Origin of the sequence: Stakelama pacifica, assembly GCF_004361835.1 — a bacterium.
Taxonomy (GTDB): Bacteria; Pseudomonadota; Alphaproteobacteria; order Sphingomonadales; family Sphingomonadaceae; genus Sphingomonas; species Sphingomonas pacifica.
Genome location: NZ_SNWD01000002.1, coordinates 396,378 through 410,516, shown reverse-complemented (window position 1 = coordinate 410,516; position 14,139 = coordinate 396,378). Strand labels below are relative to the sequence as shown.

At 66.4% G+C, this 14,139-nt stretch carries 13 protein-coding genes; 5 read left to right on the top strand and 8 right to left on the bottom strand.

What is annotated here, in order from left to right; all coding sequences use genetic code 11:
• Positions 1 to 34 precede the first annotated feature (34 nt).
• Positions 35 to 526 (top strand): hypothetical protein, encoded by a 492-nt coding sequence (locus tag EV664_RS05070; RefSeq protein ID WP_133494581.1) that lies wholly within the window; start codon positions 35 to 37, stop codon positions 524 to 526.
• Positions 527 to 622: 96 nt separating this feature from the next.
• On the opposite strand, the gene EV664_RS05065 is transcribed toward EV664_RS05070, so the two are convergent.
• The 3 genes from EV664_RS05065 to EV664_RS05055 form a co-directional block, all read right to left on the bottom strand.
• Positions 623 to 904, bottom strand: a complete 282-nt coding sequence (locus tag EV664_RS05065) for an ETC complex I subunit (protein WP_133494580.1) — start codon at positions 902 to 904, stop codon at positions 623 to 625.
• A gap of 44 nt (positions 905 to 948) precedes the next feature.
• A complete protein-coding gene (gene hrpB, locus EV664_RS05060) occupies positions 949 to 3,411 on the bottom strand; it encodes an ATP-dependent helicase HrpB (protein WP_133494579.1) in 2,463 nt (820 codons plus the stop codon).
• Between the two features lie 114 nt (positions 3,412 to 3,525).
• Positions 3,526 to 4,539: a polyprenyl synthetase family protein gene (locus EV664_RS05055; RefSeq protein WP_133494578.1), complete on the bottom strand. Its 1,014-nt coding sequence runs from the start codon at positions 4,537 to 4,539 to the stop codon at positions 3,526 to 3,528.
• 98 nt (positions 4,540 to 4,637) lie between these two features.
• Between EV664_RS05055 and EV664_RS05050 the strand changes: the two genes are divergently transcribed.
• Entirely contained in the window at positions 4,638 to 4,919 is a 282-nt protein-coding gene (locus EV664_RS05050; protein ID WP_133494577.1) for a chorismate mutase, read from the top strand.
• A 7-nt stretch (positions 4,920 to 4,926) separates the two neighbouring features.
• Here EV664_RS05050 and EV664_RS05045 read toward each other — a convergent pair whose 3' ends face one another.
• From EV664_RS05045 to EV664_RS05025, 5 genes are read right to left on the bottom strand one after another with little or no spacing between them, the layout of a single operon-like run.
• Entirely contained in the window at positions 4,927 to 5,454 is a 528-nt protein-coding gene (locus EV664_RS05045; protein ID WP_133494576.1) for a YcxB family protein, read from the bottom strand.
• Positions 5,451 to 8,864, bottom strand: coding sequence for a chromosome segregation protein SMC (gene smc / locus EV664_RS05040; protein WP_133494575.1), 3,414 nt, complete (start codon positions 8,862 to 8,864; stop codon positions 5,451 to 5,453). The genes EV664_RS05045 and smc overlap by 4 nt, the downstream gene beginning before the upstream one ends.
• 23 nt (positions 8,865 to 8,887) lie before the next feature.
• On the bottom strand, positions 8,888 to 9,628 hold the full coding sequence (locus EV664_RS05035; RefSeq protein ID WP_133494574.1) for a DsbA family protein: 741 nt from the start codon (positions 9,626 to 9,628) through the stop codon (positions 8,888 to 8,890).
• Positions 9,629 to 9,664: 36 nt separating this feature from the next.
• Positions 9,665 to 10,327 carry a DsbA family protein gene (locus EV664_RS05030; protein ID WP_133494573.1) on the bottom strand — a complete coding sequence of 221 codons (663 nt, stop codon included), beginning with the start codon at positions 10,325 to 10,327 and terminating at the stop codon, positions 9,665 to 9,667.
• Entirely contained in the window at positions 10,327 to 10,863 is a 537-nt protein-coding gene (locus EV664_RS05025; RefSeq protein WP_133494572.1) for a DUF721 domain-containing protein, read from the bottom strand. The genes EV664_RS05030 and EV664_RS05025 overlap by 1 nt, the downstream gene beginning before the upstream one ends.
• 27 nt (positions 10,864 to 10,890) lie before the next feature.
• Between EV664_RS05025 and EV664_RS05020 the strand changes: the two genes are divergently transcribed.
• From EV664_RS05020 to nudC, 3 genes are read left to right on the top strand one after another with little or no spacing between them, the layout of a single operon-like run.
• Positions 10,891 to 11,943, top strand: a complete 1,053-nt coding sequence (locus tag EV664_RS05020) for an A/G-specific adenine glycosylase (RefSeq protein WP_133494571.1) — start codon at positions 10,891 to 10,893, stop codon at positions 11,941 to 11,943.
• A complete protein-coding gene (locus tag EV664_RS05015; RefSeq protein WP_133494570.1) occupies positions 11,937 to 13,265 on the top strand; it encodes a serine hydrolase domain-containing protein in 1,329 nt (442 codons plus the stop codon). The genes EV664_RS05020 and EV664_RS05015 overlap by 7 nt, the downstream gene beginning before the upstream one ends.
• Positions 13,262 to 14,137, top strand: a complete 876-nt coding sequence (gene nudC, locus EV664_RS05010) for an NAD(+) diphosphatase (protein ID WP_133494569.1) — start codon at positions 13,262 to 13,264, stop codon at positions 14,135 to 14,137. The genes EV664_RS05015 and nudC overlap by 4 nt, the downstream gene beginning before the upstream one ends.
• The last annotated feature ends 2 nt before the right edge of the window (positions 14,138 to 14,139 follow it).

Sequence of the window (14,139 nt, the reverse complement as noted above, 5' to 3'; positions counted from 1 at the left end):
GGAACTTGCCCGGCGGTTTCGGGTTGGGGCGGCCATGAAGACGCATTATTGGGCATGGGTGGGCGCCGTTGCGACACTGGCGCTTGCGGGCAGCGCATTTTACGCGGTGGGTCAGGTCTATTCGGACGCCAAGGCGATCGATCTGATCAACCAGCTGTCGCAGGCGGGACTGTATTTCGGGTCGGCCATTGCCACTGCCTCGGCAACGACGCTTGCCCTGATGCTGACGCTGATCGGCATGGCGCGCCGTGCCGAAGCCGAGTTCGGCGCGCATTTCTATCGCAACATCTATCGTGTGTCGCGCATGGCGACGGCAACGCTGCTGGGATCGGTCGTGCTGCTCCTCCTCCTCACCCTGCCGGTGGGCGAGTTTGAGGGGCTGAGCGATATCTGGTTTATCTGGCTCTATCGCGCGCTGTTCGCGCTGATCGGCCTTTTATCGGCGCTGCTGGTCGCGACGGTGCTGCTGGTCTTCACCACGGTGCGTGACGTGATCGTCAACATCACCCCGACCGAGATGGTGTAGCGAACCGTCCCCCTGTGAACGGTACGCTTGCGCAAGCGCGCCATCCCCGGGTCCTCCCCTGAAGGGGAGGGAGGATTAATGTGATGTCACCCGGCTTTAGCGGAAATTGTCAGCATAGGCCTGAAGCTTCAGCTTGCGCTCGGGCGTGGGAATGACGTGATAGTCATGCCCCTCCCGCTGGGCATAGTCCTTCGCCGCTTCCAGCGTGGGAAAGCGCATCCGCACCTGACTGGTCGTGTTGGCATGGCCCGCCCATCCGGTCAGCGGATCGGGTTCCTGCGGTTCGGTCTGCGCGAATTCCACCACCCATTCCTGAGTGCGGGCGCGGCCCGACTGCATCGCATTTTTTGGGCGCTGATAGATACGCGCGACAGCCACGATACTTCCCTTCCTCGTTCCGTCCTGAATGAACCAACGTCCGGTTAGCGCGATTCGCTTCGCCTTGCATCCGTCTTTTTGGTGCGCAGCGTCGCCGCGGCGCTTGCCGGATCGTCGGGCCAGGGATGTCGGGGATAGCGACCGCGCATTTCCTTCGCCACATCGCGCCAGCTTCCGGCCCAGAAACCCGGCAGATCGCGCGTCGTCTGAATCGGCCGCCCGGCGGGTGAGGTGAGACTGAGCACCAGCGGCACGCGGTCGCGGCCGATCACCGGATGCTCGGCAAGGCCGAACAGCGCCTGTACGCGAAGCTCCACGCGCGGCCCGCCCTCAGCGGCATAATCGATGCTGTGCGTCGATCCGGCGGGCGAAGTAAAGGCGCGCGGCGCGATGCGGTTGACCGCCTGCAGCGCGTCCCAGCCGAGCAGCGCCTCCATCGCATGCGTCAGCGCCTGTGGCTCCACCCGGTCGAGCCGCTTCCTGCCCGCCACCAGCGGCGGCAGCCATTCGTCGAGCCGCGCGAGCAGCGATTCGTCGCTGAGCGGGCTCTCTCCGGCAAAGGCGGCGCGGTCTCGCAATGCAGTCGCGCCCTCGCCCCAAGGGAGCAGCGCCAGGCCATGTTCGCGCACGCCCTCGACCAGAGCGGCGGCGATCTCCTCCGCATCGGCCTGTTTGTCCGGCCCGGCGGAAAGGCGGATCGCGCCGAGCATTTTGGCCCGTTCGGCGACCACCGCGCCGCTCGCCGGATCGAACCGGACCGCGCGCCGGATCTCGATTCGTGCGGCAAACAGCGTTTCGATGTCGGCCGGGTCGAGCGGCGCTGCCGAGAGGATGCGCGCGCCCGATGCCGATCCTTGCGTTTCCGCCACCGCCAGCCATTCGTTGCGCGCCAGCGAGGAGGCCGGATCGAGTCGAAAGCCGCGCCCGCCGCTCGAAATCCAGCGCTCGCCCGATGCATCGCGGCGTTTCGCGATCCGGTCGGGAAAGCCCAGCGCGACCGACAGCGCGACCGGATCGCCCTGCGGCACCGCGCCTTTCGCCGCAAAGGGTTCGACCAGCCGCGCCCAGCGCTGTGCCAGCTTGCGCGCGCCGTCGGCTCGCCGCCCGCGCTCTGTCCGCCAACGGCGCAGGCGCTGTTCCAGATCGGCGTCATTGCCGCCCAGCCCGCGCTCACCCAGCAGGACCGCGACTTCGGCAGCACTCTTCGCGAATCCGCCCTCCGCCGCGCGAACCAGCATATGGCCGAGCCGGGGCGGCAGCGGCAGCCGCGCAATCGCTGCCCCATGCCCAGTGGGCCGACCATCGCCGTCGAGCGCCTCCAGCGCGGTGAGCCGCATCCGCGCCTCGGCAATTGCGGCGGGCGGCGGCGGGTCGAGCCAGCGCAGGCTGGCCGGATCGGCAACGCCCCACAGCGCGCAATCGAGCGTCAGCGCCGAAAGGTCGGCTTCCAATATCTCGGGCGGGTCGAAGGGCGGCAGGCCCGCCGTTGCTGCCTCTTCCCATAACCGCCATGCAACCCCCGGCCCCTGCCGCGCGGCACGCCCCGCGCGCTGTGTCACTGCCGCCTGACTGGCGCGCTCGGTTACCAGCCGCGTCATCCCGCCCGCCCGGTCATAGCGCGGGCGACGAGCCAGCCCTGAATCGACCACCACCCTGATGCCGTCGAGCGTCAGCGAGGTTTCGGCAATCGACGTGGCCAGCACGAGCTTGCGCCGCCCCTCGGGATCGGGTGCGATCGCCGCGCGCTGCGCAGCGGGGTCGAGGCTGCCGTGCAAGCGGTGCAGTACGATTTCCTCGCCCAGCGAATCGAGCCGCTCCGCCGTCCGCTCAATCTCCGCAACGCCGGGCAGGAATGCAAGCACGCCGCCCTCGCTCTCGCGCAGCGCACGGCGAATGGCAGCGGCCATCGAATCCTCGATTCGCGCCTCGGCATTGCGCCCGATATGGCGCAGGTCGAGCGGATAGCTGCGTCCTTCGCTCTCGATCACCGCCGCGCCGTCCATCAATTGCGAGAAACGCGCCCCATCCAGCGTCGCGGACATGGCAAGAATGCGCAGGTCAGGCCGCAACCCGCCTTGTGCATCCAGCGCGAGGGCCAGCCCGAAATCGCTGTCGAGGCTGCGCTCATGCACCTCGTCGAACAGCACCGCCGAAACGCCCGACAATTCAGGGTCGGACTGGATGCGATTGACGAAAATTCCCTCGGTCACGACCGTCACCCGCGTTGCAGCCGATCTTTTGCTGTCCATCCGCGTCGCATAGCCGAAGGTTTCGCCGGGCCGCTCCCCGGCCAGCGCCGCCATCCGCTCCGCAGCCGCGCGCGCCGCGATCCGGCGGGGGGAGAGGAGCAGAATTTCGCCGCTGCACCAGGGTTCGCCGAGCAGAGCGGGCGCGACCGCCGTAGTCTTGCCCGCGCCGGGCGGGGCGACCAGCACTGCGCAGGACGAGGTGCACAGCGCAGCGATCAGGTCGGGCAGCACCGCATCGATCGGAAGCGATTCGGACATTATCGCCCTCGCTGGTGCTGAGCGTGTCGAAGCACCGTTTTTCTTCTCTTCAAACGCGCGAATAAGGACCGCACTTCGACAAGCTCAGTGCCAACGGAAATGCCCAGCAGGCCCTCAGAAAGCGCGGGCGACCGCGAATTCGACCGCCTCGATCATCGCGTCCTTTGCGGCGCTCGCCGGAAACCCGCTGATCGAATCCATCGCGCGCTGGCCATAATGGCGGGCACGGGCAAGCGTATCGTCGACCGCGCGGGTTTCGCGCATCCGGGTGATTGCTTCGGCAAGGTCATCGTCGCTGTCGCGCCGTCCCTCGACCGCATCCTTCCAGAATTTGCGCGCTTCCTCGTCCCCGCGGGCATAAGCGAGGATCACGGGAAGCGTCATCTTGCCTTCGCGGAAATCGTCGCCCGCATCCTTGCCCATCGTGCCCGCATCGGACGTATAGTCGATCGCGTCATCGACGAGCTGGAACGCGATGCCCAGATTGCGGCCATAAGCGTCGAGCGCTGCCTCATCGGCTTCGCTGCGTTCGGCGACGACTGCGCCGATCCGGCAGGCAGCGGCGAACAAAGCCGCCGTTTTCGCGCCGATGATTTCCAGATAGCGTTCCTCGGACGTTTCGATCCGGCGAACCGCGGTCAGCTGATTGACCTCGCCCTCGGCGATCACGGCGGAGGCATTGGACAGGATTCGCAGCGCTTTCAGGCTGCCATCCTCGACCATCAGTTCGAAGCTGCGCGAAAACAGGAAATCGCCGACCAGCACGCTCGCCGAATTGCCCCAGATCAGGTTCGCGGTGCGCTTTCCCCGGCGCAGATCGGAACCGTCAACGACATCGTCATGGAGCAGCGTGGCGGTGTGGATGAACTCGACCGCTGCAGCCAGCTTGTGATGGCGCGTCCCCGAATAATCGAGCAATCGGGCGCTGGCGAGCGTCAGCATCGGACGAAGCCGCTTCCCCCCGCCCGCGATCAGATGCCCGGCAAGCTCCGGGATCAGCGGGATTTCCGACTGCATCCGGTCCAGAATGACATTGTTGACCAGATTCATATCGGTCGCGACGAGGCTGATCATCGGATCGAGCGTCGGTTTGTCGCTTGGGTCGAGGCGGAGAACGGTTGCGGTCATCGATTTGGCGATGTGGCGCGACCGCGCGATAAACGCAAGTGTTGCCGGGCGGTTTCGCTACGGATATGCGGCTTTTCGTAAATGCGTGGGAGCGACAGATGACCGAAGACGTGCTTGCACGCTATCGCCAGAGCATCGACAATATCGATGCGGCGCTGATCTATATGCTCGCCGAGCGGTTCAAGATCACGCAGGCGGTTGGCCGGTACAAGGCGGAAAACGGCCTTCCCCCCGCCGACCCGGGGCGTGAGGAGCGGCAGATCGAACGGCTGCGCAATCTTGCCGGCGATGCCGATCTCGATCCCGAATTCTCGGAAAAATTCCTGCGCTTCGTGATCGACGAAGTGATTCGCCACCATCAAAAGGCGCGCGAGGAATAATAGCGGTTCAGCGCCCAACGCGCGGCACGCCGGCCTCCGTCAGAAAGGTCGTGATTTCCTCTGCCCCATGTTCAGGCAAGGCGGTGATCGGCACCAGAACGAACATGATATCGGTTTGATAGAGCAGCAGAAGCTCGCTCGTTTCGCCCCATTTTATGAACCCGGTCCAATCATGATTGCCCACCGAGCGTGGCTGGCGAAGCTCGATCGAATCGGCATCCCATGACAGGCTGATCGCCTCCTGAAGGGCCTTGTGCTGTGCAAAATGGCGCTTCGCCAGACGCGGTATCTGCCATTTCCGGATCATCACGACCAAAAAGACGAACCCCCCGATTATCGCTGCGGCGATTACGAACGAGCGGAACGCTGCGATTCCCGAAACTCCGCCGATAAGCAGAAAGATCATGGTGTAAAGCACAATGGCCATGCCCACCGCGAACAGCGTGCGCGGTTTGCGCCAGGCGAGGCGATCGTTGAACCGGTACCCGGCTGCGAGATGTTCTGCCGTAAGATGATAGGTGGCCGTGCCGCTCATGATGTGGACACTAGCTCCTCTGCCATGCCCAGGTCTACCGAGACCAGCCGGCTCACCCCCTGTTCAACCATGGTGACACCGAACAGGCGGTGCATGCGGCTCATCGTCGCGGCATTGTGCGTCACGATCAGGTAGCGCGTGCGCGTTTCGCGGGTCATGCGGTCGAGCAGGTCGCAGAACCGGTCGATATTCGCATCGTCGAGCGGCGCATCGACCTCATCGAGCACGCAGATCGGGGCAGGGTTGGTGAGGAACAGGCCGAAGATCAGTGCGACGGCGGTCAGCGCCTGTTCGCCGCCCGATAAAAGCGTGAGCGACTGCAATTTCTTGCCCGGCGGCTGCGCCATGATCTCCAGCCCCGCCTCCAGCGGATCGTCCGAATCGACCAGTTGCAGGTGCGCTGATCCGCCGTTGAACAGCGTGGTGAACAGCCGCTGGAAATGCCCGTCCACTGCCTCGAATGCGGCGAGCAGGCGCTGGCGCCCTTCGCGGTTCAGCGTGCCGATCGACCCGCGCAGGCGGTTCACTGCCTGACCCAGTTCCTCGCGCTCGGCCAGATTGGTGGCGGAGGCGCTTTCCAGCGCCTGCAATTCGCTTTCGGCGACCAGATTGACCGGGCCGATTCGTTCGCGCTCCAGTGTCAGCTTCTCGTGCCGCGTCGATTCCTCTTTCGGACTGGCGACGCTCGCCGAATCGAACCCGGCTTTTTGCGGGAGCAGCGGCGGCGGGCATTCGAAGCGCTCGCCCGCGACCCGACCCATTTCCACCCGGCGCAGTTCCTGACTCTCTGCGCGCGCCGATGCGCCGGCGCGTCGTTCGCGCGCCTCGGCAAGCGCTTCGGCGGCGGTGCGGGCCTTTTCCTCGACGCTCCGTAGCGCTTCCTCTGCCTCGGCTTCGGCATGTGCTGACGCCTGTGCTTCGCTGGTGCCGCGTTCGACCGCCGCCCTGGCTGCGTCGATCCTGCCCCCGATCGCTTCGGGCTTGTCGGCCAGCGCTTCGCGTTCGCGCGCCAGTTCGGCCTCGCGCTTGTCGATCTCCGCTATCCGCCGGGTCGCTTCGCCCGCGCGCGACTTCCATCCCCGAATCTCGGCGGCGACCGCGCTTGCCCGTTCGCGCGCCTGCGCAAGATCGCGGTCGATCGACCGTCGGTCGGTGCGCGCCGATGCGACATCCGCGCGCTTGCTTTCGGCAAGCGCCGACAGCGTCCGCACCCGCTCCGCCATGGCGCTGCCATCGGGAAGCGCGGCGAGCGCCGCTTGCGCCGCGGCGAGCGCTTCGTCCGCCTCGTCCAGATCACGGCGGGTGCGCGCGCGCCGCTCGTCGAGATCGCTGCGCTGTGCCGCCAGCCGTTCGAGCGCCGCACTCGCGCGATCCTCTTCGCGCAGTGCTTCGCGTGCTGCCTTGTCCGCCGCATCGATCGCGGTGCGTGCGGCGCTCGCCTGCGCCCGCGCTTCGGCAAGGGTTTGCGCTGCCGCTTCGCGCGCCCGGTCGGCTGCCTCGACCGCAGCGATGGCTTGCGGAAGCGCCGCCTCGATCGCGCGCAGGCGGTTCAGCCGCTCCAGCCGCTCCGCCGCCGCCGCGCCGCCCGATTTCGCGACGAACCCGTCCCAGCGGCGCAGGTTTCCCGCGAGCGTCACCAGCCTTTGTCCCGGCGCGAGCATCTGCCCGGCATCGGTCTCAGCGACCAGCGACAAAGCGAGCCGCCGCGCCAGCGCTTCCGGTGCGGTGACATGGTCCGACAGCCTTTGCGTGCCCGCCGGCGGAGCAGGGTCGCTCGCGTGCAGCTCAGCCCCGCCCCAATGGCGCTCCGCCGCCGGGTCGAGGCCCGCTTCCAGATCGTCGCCCAGCGCCGCAGCCAGCGCGCGCTCATAACCCGGCGCGACGGTCAGCCGGTCGAGCACGCGATCCCGCTTGTCCTGCCGGGTCGCCTTAGTCAGCGCCGCCGCTTCGCTTTCCAGCGCGGCGCGTTCGGCATGCGCTGCGGCGCGCCCGGTCTGCGCTGCTTCCTGCCGGGCAAGCGCTTCGCCTTGCGCTGCATCGGCTGCGCCAAGCGCATCGCGTGCTGCCTCGCCCTTTGTCAGCGCATCGGCCCGACACCGGGCGGCAGTATCGCGCGCAGCTTCGAGCGGTGCGGCATCGCCCAGCGCGGCGATCTCCGCCGCCACCCGATCAGCATCGCGCTGCGCCCGGTCGCGCCGGTCGCGCGCGGCGGCAAGCGCAGCCTGCGCCACCCGCGCGTCGGCGCTTTCGCGCGCCTGCTCGGCCAGCGCCTGAGCGAGCGCCACTTCGGCATCGCGCGATTCGCGTTCGGCGCGGGCAAGCGCTGCATCCGCCTCCGGTATCCGGGTCGCGGCATCGGCGATCGCCTGATCGAGCTGCTTCGCCTCGGCCGTCAGGCGCGCAATGGCGGCGCTCGCATCCCTGGCGAGCTCGCCCTCACGTTCGCGGTCCGCCGCGATCCGCGCCTGTCCGGCATCGAGTTCGGCGAGCCGCCGCCTCACCGTATCGCGCTCGGTCTCCAGCACTTCCAGCCGGTGGCGCGCGGCATTGGCGGCATCACGCGCGGCAAATGCGGCGGAGCGCGCCTCGGCCAGCGCCTCGGCCGCCTGACGCTGATGCGCTGCGGCCGCTTCCTGCGCTTCGGCACGTTCGGCGACCAGCGAATCGGCGGCTTTCGCCTCGGCCTTCGCCACCTTTTCCGCTTCCGCAGCATCGCGCCAGCGCGCAAAGATCATCCGCCCTTCGGCAATCCGGATGTCGTCGGTCAGGCGGCGATATTTTTCCGCCTGCCGCGCCTGACGTTTCAGCGCGGCGGCGCGAGAGTCCTGATCAGCGATGATTTCGTCGAGCCGGGCGAGATTGGTCTCGGTCGCGCGCAGCCGCTGCTCGGCATCCCTGCGCCGGACATGCAGCCCGGCGATCCCGGCAGCCTCTTCGAGCATCTGCCGCCGTTGTTCGGGCTTGGCGGAGATCACCGCGCTGATCCGCCCCTGACTGACAAGGGCGGGCGAATGCGCGCCGGTCGCTGCATCGGCGAAGAGCAGCGCGACATCCTTTGCCCGGACATCGCGGCCGTTGATCCGATACGCGGAGCCCGCACCGCGTTCGATCCGGCGGACGATCTCGACTTCATCACCGTCGGTGCCGCCGACTTCCTCGGCAAGGATCGACACTTCGGCGAAATCGCGTTGCGGTCGGCGGCTGGTCCCGGCGAAGATCACATCCTCCATGCCCGAACCGCGCATGGATTTGGCGCTGTTCTCGCCCATCGCCCAGCGCAGCGCCTCCAGCAGGTTGGATTTGCCGCAGCCATTGGGACCGACCACGCCGGTCAGCCCCGGTTCGATGCGCAGGTCGGCGGGTTCGACAAAGCTTTTGAAGCCCGAAAGCCGCAGCCTCTTTATCTGCACCCGCGCATATCCTTATCGCGCGATCAGGCGCCTGCCGCCTTCAGCTTCGGCTCAAGCTGGTCCCAGGTGACGGCGTCCTCGACCTGCTTGCCGTTCAGGAAGAAGCTGGGCGTACCGCTGACGCCCATCTTCGCGGCTTCGCCCATCCGGTCGGCGAGCTTCTGGATCGTGCCCTTGTCGGCAAGGCAGGCGCGCGCCTTTTCGGCGGTCATGCCGCGCTTCTGCATGAAGTCGATCACGTCCATCTTCTGCGCCAGCATCAGGGCGATGGCGTTCGAATCCATTGACTGGATCGAATTTTTCTCCGCCTCCGACATATTGGTGAATTTGTCGGCAAATTCGGGCTGTGCCTGGAACATCTGCTCCAGAATCGGGAAAAAGGCGTCGCCGGACACGCATTCGCCGAGGATCGTGGTCGGCAGGTCGAGCGCGCCATGGACGAGATAATCGCGGAATTCGAAGCTCACTTTGCCGCTGTTCACATAATTGCTGATCAGGGGGTCAAAGCCGTCCTGTTCGAATTTGCGGCAGGTCGGGCACATGCGCGATCCATATTCGATCAGCTTGATCGGCGCATCGGGATTGCCCATCCGCATGCCGAGATCGGTCGCGCTGACCACGTCGCGCCACTGTTTGCCCTCGGGCGGCTTCACTGCAGCGACCGGCGCTGCGGCAGTGTCGGACGCGGCATTGCCGTTCGCCTCGCCGCTACCCGAACATGCCGCCAACAGCATCAGCGGCGCGGCCAGAATCCAGAAACGCATCGAACCTAATCTCCTGAACAAGTCGGAATGTGGATGTTAGCGGGAAAGCGCCGCCTCAAGCCGCTTTTGCACCGTCGGCCAGTCATTGGCGTCAAGCAGGGTGCCGTTGATCGCGAAGCTGGGCGTGCCTTCGATTTTCTTCCAGCTGTCCATCGCCGAGGATTGCAGCGTCGACAGCGCCTGCTGATCGCCAAGGCAGGCGGTATAAGCGGCAGCGTCGATCCCGCCGGTCTTCGCAATGTCGGCAAGCCCCGCCGCTGCTGCCACCGCTGCGATATCGCCGCTCTTCGCGGTGGCCATATCGGTATAGAAAGCGGGAACGCGCCGCGCGGCGTTATACAGATCCTCATGGCCGGCAAAAAACGCATGGTGCAGCGTCAGTGCGTGGGCGGGCGCGGCGCAGCGCACCAGCATCGCCTCGGCAATGTCGAGCGGGTCGCGCACCGCAGGGATCAGGCGGACGCGAAGCACGCCCTTTGCCGCCATATCCTCGATCGCGGGGCCTGCTTCTGCATTGAAATGCGCGCAATGCGGGCAGGTATAGCTCAGATATTCATCGAACGTCACCGAAGCGGCGGGATTGCCGAGGACGAGGTCGACCCCCTCCTGCGACACTGCCGGGGCCTTTGCCGCCTCCTGCGCAAGGGCAGGGGCACCGAACGTAAGCAGGAGGGCAAACAGCGCGAGCAACAGGCGCATCAACTGATCTTTCCTAAATGGGGGATGTTCACCACCGGCCGCTCGACGCTGAGCGCCAGTGCGCCCAGCACTTCGCGAAGCTCAGGATCGGCGATCGTCCGCAATCCCTCGCCGAGTTCGGAATGGGCCTGCGGCACCGGAGCGGCGCGCGGGCGATGCTTTGCCCGCGCGACCACGCCCTGCCGGAACTGGACCCGGGCGACGGCGGGATAGCCGAAAAAGCGGTTCACCCGCTCGATAATTTCGGGCGCGATATGCTGCATCATCGTCACATGCGCGCTGGCGACGGTCAGGCTCAGCACCCCTTCGGTGCGTTCGCCGCGCGGAAAGCGGATCGATTCGGGTGCAGAAACACGGGCATAGCGCTCCCCGACGATTTCGGGCCAGCGGCTGACGATCGCGCTCTGGACAAAGCCATAGCGGCGAAATGCCGCGCGGCCGACGCCGGGCAGCAGGTCCGACAGTGCGCGCGCATGGCCGTATCGCCGGTCACCGGCGACAGTTTTTCCCGAATTTGTCTTTGCGCTCTTCGTCATCGCGATTCTCCATGCCATAGGCAGCGCGTGCCCGCCAAGCTTCCTTCGACGATCGCCGCGCTTCTTCTCAAATGGTATGACCGCCATGCGCGCGTCCTGCCCTGGCGCAGCCCGCCCGGCGCGCCGCGCGGCGACCCCTATCGCATCTGGCTGTCCGAGGTGATGCTGCAACAAACGCAGGTCGCGACGGTGAAGCCTTATTTCGAAACTTTCACCCGCCGCTGGCCCGATTTCGCTGCGCTCGCGGCGGCGGAGGATGCGGATGTGATGGCGGCATGGGCGGGGCTTGGCTATTATGCCCGTGCGCGCAACATGCTCGCCTGCGCGCGCGCAGTCGCGAACGACCATGGCGGGCGGCTGCCCGATAGCGAGGCGGCGCTGCGCGCGCTTCCCGGCGTGGGGGACTATACTGCCGCTGCCGTCGCCGCGATCGCGTTCGGCAGGCGCGCGGTGGTGGTCGATGCCAATGTCGAACGGGTGGTAGCTCGCCTTGCCGCGCTCGAAACGCCCTTGCCGCGCGCAAAGCCGGAGATACGCGCGCTAACCGACACGATCACGCCCGATGACCGGGCGGGCGATTTCGCGCAGGCGATGATGGATCTCGGCGCGACGATCTGCACTGCGCGCTCGCCGCGCTGCCTGTTATGTCCGCTCAGCGGCGCTTGTGCCGCTGAGCGGAGCGGCGAGCCCGAAAGCTGGCCCCGGCGCGAGCGCAAGCGCGCCCGCCCGCATCGCCGGGCGACATTCTTCTGGCTGCGGCGCGGCGATTCGGTGCTGCTCGTGCGCCGTCCGGAAAAGGGCATGCTGGGCGGCATGCGCGCGCTGCCCACCGGCCCCTGGCAGGATGATGCGCCCGGACTTGCCGGTGCGCCGGTCGATGCCGAATGGGTGATGACCGAAAGGATCGTTCAGCATGGCTTCACCCATTTTACCCTTGAGGCTGTGCTTGCGGCATCCGATGTCACGGGGCACATCGGGGACAATGTCGGGGAATGGTGGCCGATAGCCGATCTGGAGTCGGCCGGGCTGCCCACCGTGTTCGCAAAGGCGGCCAGGATCATGAAGGAAACAAGATGGTGAACATTCGGCTCGGACTTGCACTGGCGGCGATGGTCGCGATCGCGCCCGGCGCAGCGCTTGCCGAACAGGGAAAGACACCGGCGCCCCAGACGCATGAGGGCGTTTCGGCAAAGGCGATCGAGCTGCCGCGTACCGCTGCCTTTGCCAAGCAATTCGTCAATGACGACCGGGCTCCGGGGATCGTCATCGCGGTCGGCGCGGACGGCGATGCGCCGACGTTCGTGACCGAAGGCCGGATCGCCGATGACAGCGACACGGCGGCGACTCCCGATACCTTGTGGCGCGTCTATTCGATGACCAAGCCGATCACCGCGATGGCGGCGATGACGCTGATCGAGGACGGCAAAATGTCGCTCGACCAGCCGGTGAGCGATTTCATTCCGGCCTTTAAGGATATGAAGGTGCTCGTCGCGCCCGATACCGACAGTCTGGAAACGCGCCCGGCAAAGCGGCAGATGACGATCCGCAACCTGCTCACGCACACGGCGGGGCTCGGCTATTCGATCGTGACCAAGGGCGCGCTGCTGAAGGAATATGAAAAGAACGGCATTCTCCCCGCAACGCTCAGCCGGGGATATGAACAGGGGGTGCGCGCGACTCGTCCGGCCTCGCTGGAGGAATTCGCCGACCGCCTCGCCAAATTGCCGCTGATCGCAGATCCGGGGACGAAATGGAGCTATTCGATCGGGCTCGACCTGATGGGCCGGGTGATCGAAGTAGCGAGCGGCATGCCGTTCGACCGCTATGTCCAGACGCGGATTCTCACCCCGCTCAAAATGGAATCGACCTATTGGACGGTCCCCGCCGATCAGAAGGCGCGGCTCGCCACCAATTATATCTGGATGGGCGACAGCCGTGTGGCGGTCGATCCCGGTGCCAATTCGGTCTTTCTCGATCCGCCCAGCTTTCCTTATGGCGGGGCGGGGTTGGTCATGTCGGCGCGCGATTACGACCGGTTCCTCCACATGCTGCAAAATGGCGGCACGCTCGACGGGGCGCAGGTGATGAAGCCCGAAACGGTGAAGCTCGCAATGTCGAACCTGCTTCCGCAAGGCGTCACCTATTCCAGCGTCGATGGCGCGACCGGCGGATCGGCGGGTCCGAAAACCGGCTATGGCGCGGGCGGTTCGGTCTATCTGGAGGATGTGCCCGGCGGGCCGGGCAAGGGCACCTATGGCTGGGGCGGCGCTGCCGGTACGATCGCCTGGGTTGACCCTGAAAAGCAGGTGCGTGGCACGGTGATGGTCAATTATATCCCGGCCGACAAATGGCCGCTGCGGCGCGAGATCGTCTCACGCGTCTACGCCGATCTCGGCAAATGATCGAAACCGGTTTTACCGGCGGGACGCTCGACCGCGCCGATCATGTCCGCACCGATGCTGCGGCGTATGCGGCGGCACTGCGCCACCCGGACGCGCGGCTGTTGCAGATGGACGGGCTGGCGGCGCTGATCCATCCCGACGGCGCGCTGCGCTGGGAGGCGCTTGGTGACGCGGGCGAAGGCGACGATCTCGTCCTGCTGGGCTTTGCCGGGGAGGTGCCGCATTTCGTCGCGGTCCCGCCGGGGATGCCCGATGGCGGCAATATGTTCGAGATCATGCGCGCGGTCGCCGCGATGCCGCGCGCCGATATGGCGCATTATGCCGCGGCGCGCAGCCTTGTTTCCTGGCATGCGCGCCATCGCTTTTGCGCGATGTGCGGCGGTCCGACGCATCCCATCCGTGCGGGATGGGCGCGGCTGTGCGATTCGTGCGGCACCGAACATTATCCGCGCACCGACCCGGTTGTCATCATGATCGCGCAGCATGACGGCCGCGCGCTGCTGGGGCGTCAGGCAAGCTGGCCCGAGAGGCGCTATTCGGCGCTGGCAGGATTTCTGGAGGTCGGCGAATCGATCGAGGAAGCGGTTGCGCGCGAAACGCTGGAAGAGGCCGGAATCGCGTTGTCGCGCGTGCGCTATATCGCCAGCCAGCCCTGGCCCTTTCCTTCCTCGCTGATGATCGCGTGCATCGGCGATGCCGTCGCCGACACGATTACGGTCGACACCAACGAACTGGAGGATGCCCGCTGGTTCACGCGTGACGAGGTACGCGCCGCGCTTGCCGGGGAGGAGCGCGCCGCGTTCCTGCCGCCGCCGCCGCACGCCATTGCGCATGCGTTGTTGACGGCATGGTTGGAGGAAGAGCCGGGCTGAGA

What these genes read in the sequence shown, in the direction of transcription:
- EV664_RS05030 (WP_133494573.1), bottom strand. Translation starts at nt 10,327, where the DNA reads ATGCGCCTGTTGCTCGCGCTGTTTGCCCTCCTGCTTACGTTCGGTGCC.
- EV664_RS05070 (WP_133494581.1), top strand. Translation starts at nt 35, where the DNA reads ATGAAGACGCATTATTGGGCATGGGTGGGCGCCGTTGCGACACTGGCG.
- EV664_RS05015 (WP_133494570.1), top strand. Translation starts at nt 11,937, where the DNA reads ATGGTGAACATTCGGCTCGGACTTGCACTGGCGGCGATGGTCGCGATC.
- EV664_RS05055 (WP_133494578.1), bottom strand. Translation starts at nt 4,539, where the DNA reads ATGACCGCAACCGTTCTCCGCCTCGACCCAAGCGACAAACCGACGCTC.
- EV664_RS05050 (WP_133494577.1), top strand. Translation starts at nt 4,638, where the DNA reads ATGACCGAAGACGTGCTTGCACGCTATCGCCAGAGCATCGACAATATC.
- hrpB (WP_133494579.1), bottom strand. Translation starts at nt 3,411, where the DNA reads ATGTCCGAATCGCTTCCGATCGATGCGGTGCTGCCCGACCTGATCGCT.
- nudC (WP_133494569.1), top strand. Translation starts at nt 13,262, where the DNA reads ATGATCGAAACCGGTTTTACCGGCGGGACGCTCGACCGCGCCGATCAT.
- EV664_RS05035 (WP_133494574.1), bottom strand. Translation starts at nt 9,628, where the DNA reads ATGCGTTTCTGGATTCTGGCCGCGCCGCTGATGCTGTTGGCGGCATGT.
- EV664_RS05025 (WP_133494572.1), bottom strand. Translation starts at nt 10,863, where the DNA reads ATGACGAAGAGCGCAAAGACAAATTCGGGAAAAACTGTCGCCGGTGAC.
- EV664_RS05045 (WP_133494576.1), bottom strand. Translation starts at nt 5,454, where the DNA reads ATGAGCGGCACGGCCACCTATCATCTTACGGCAGAACATCTCGCAGCC.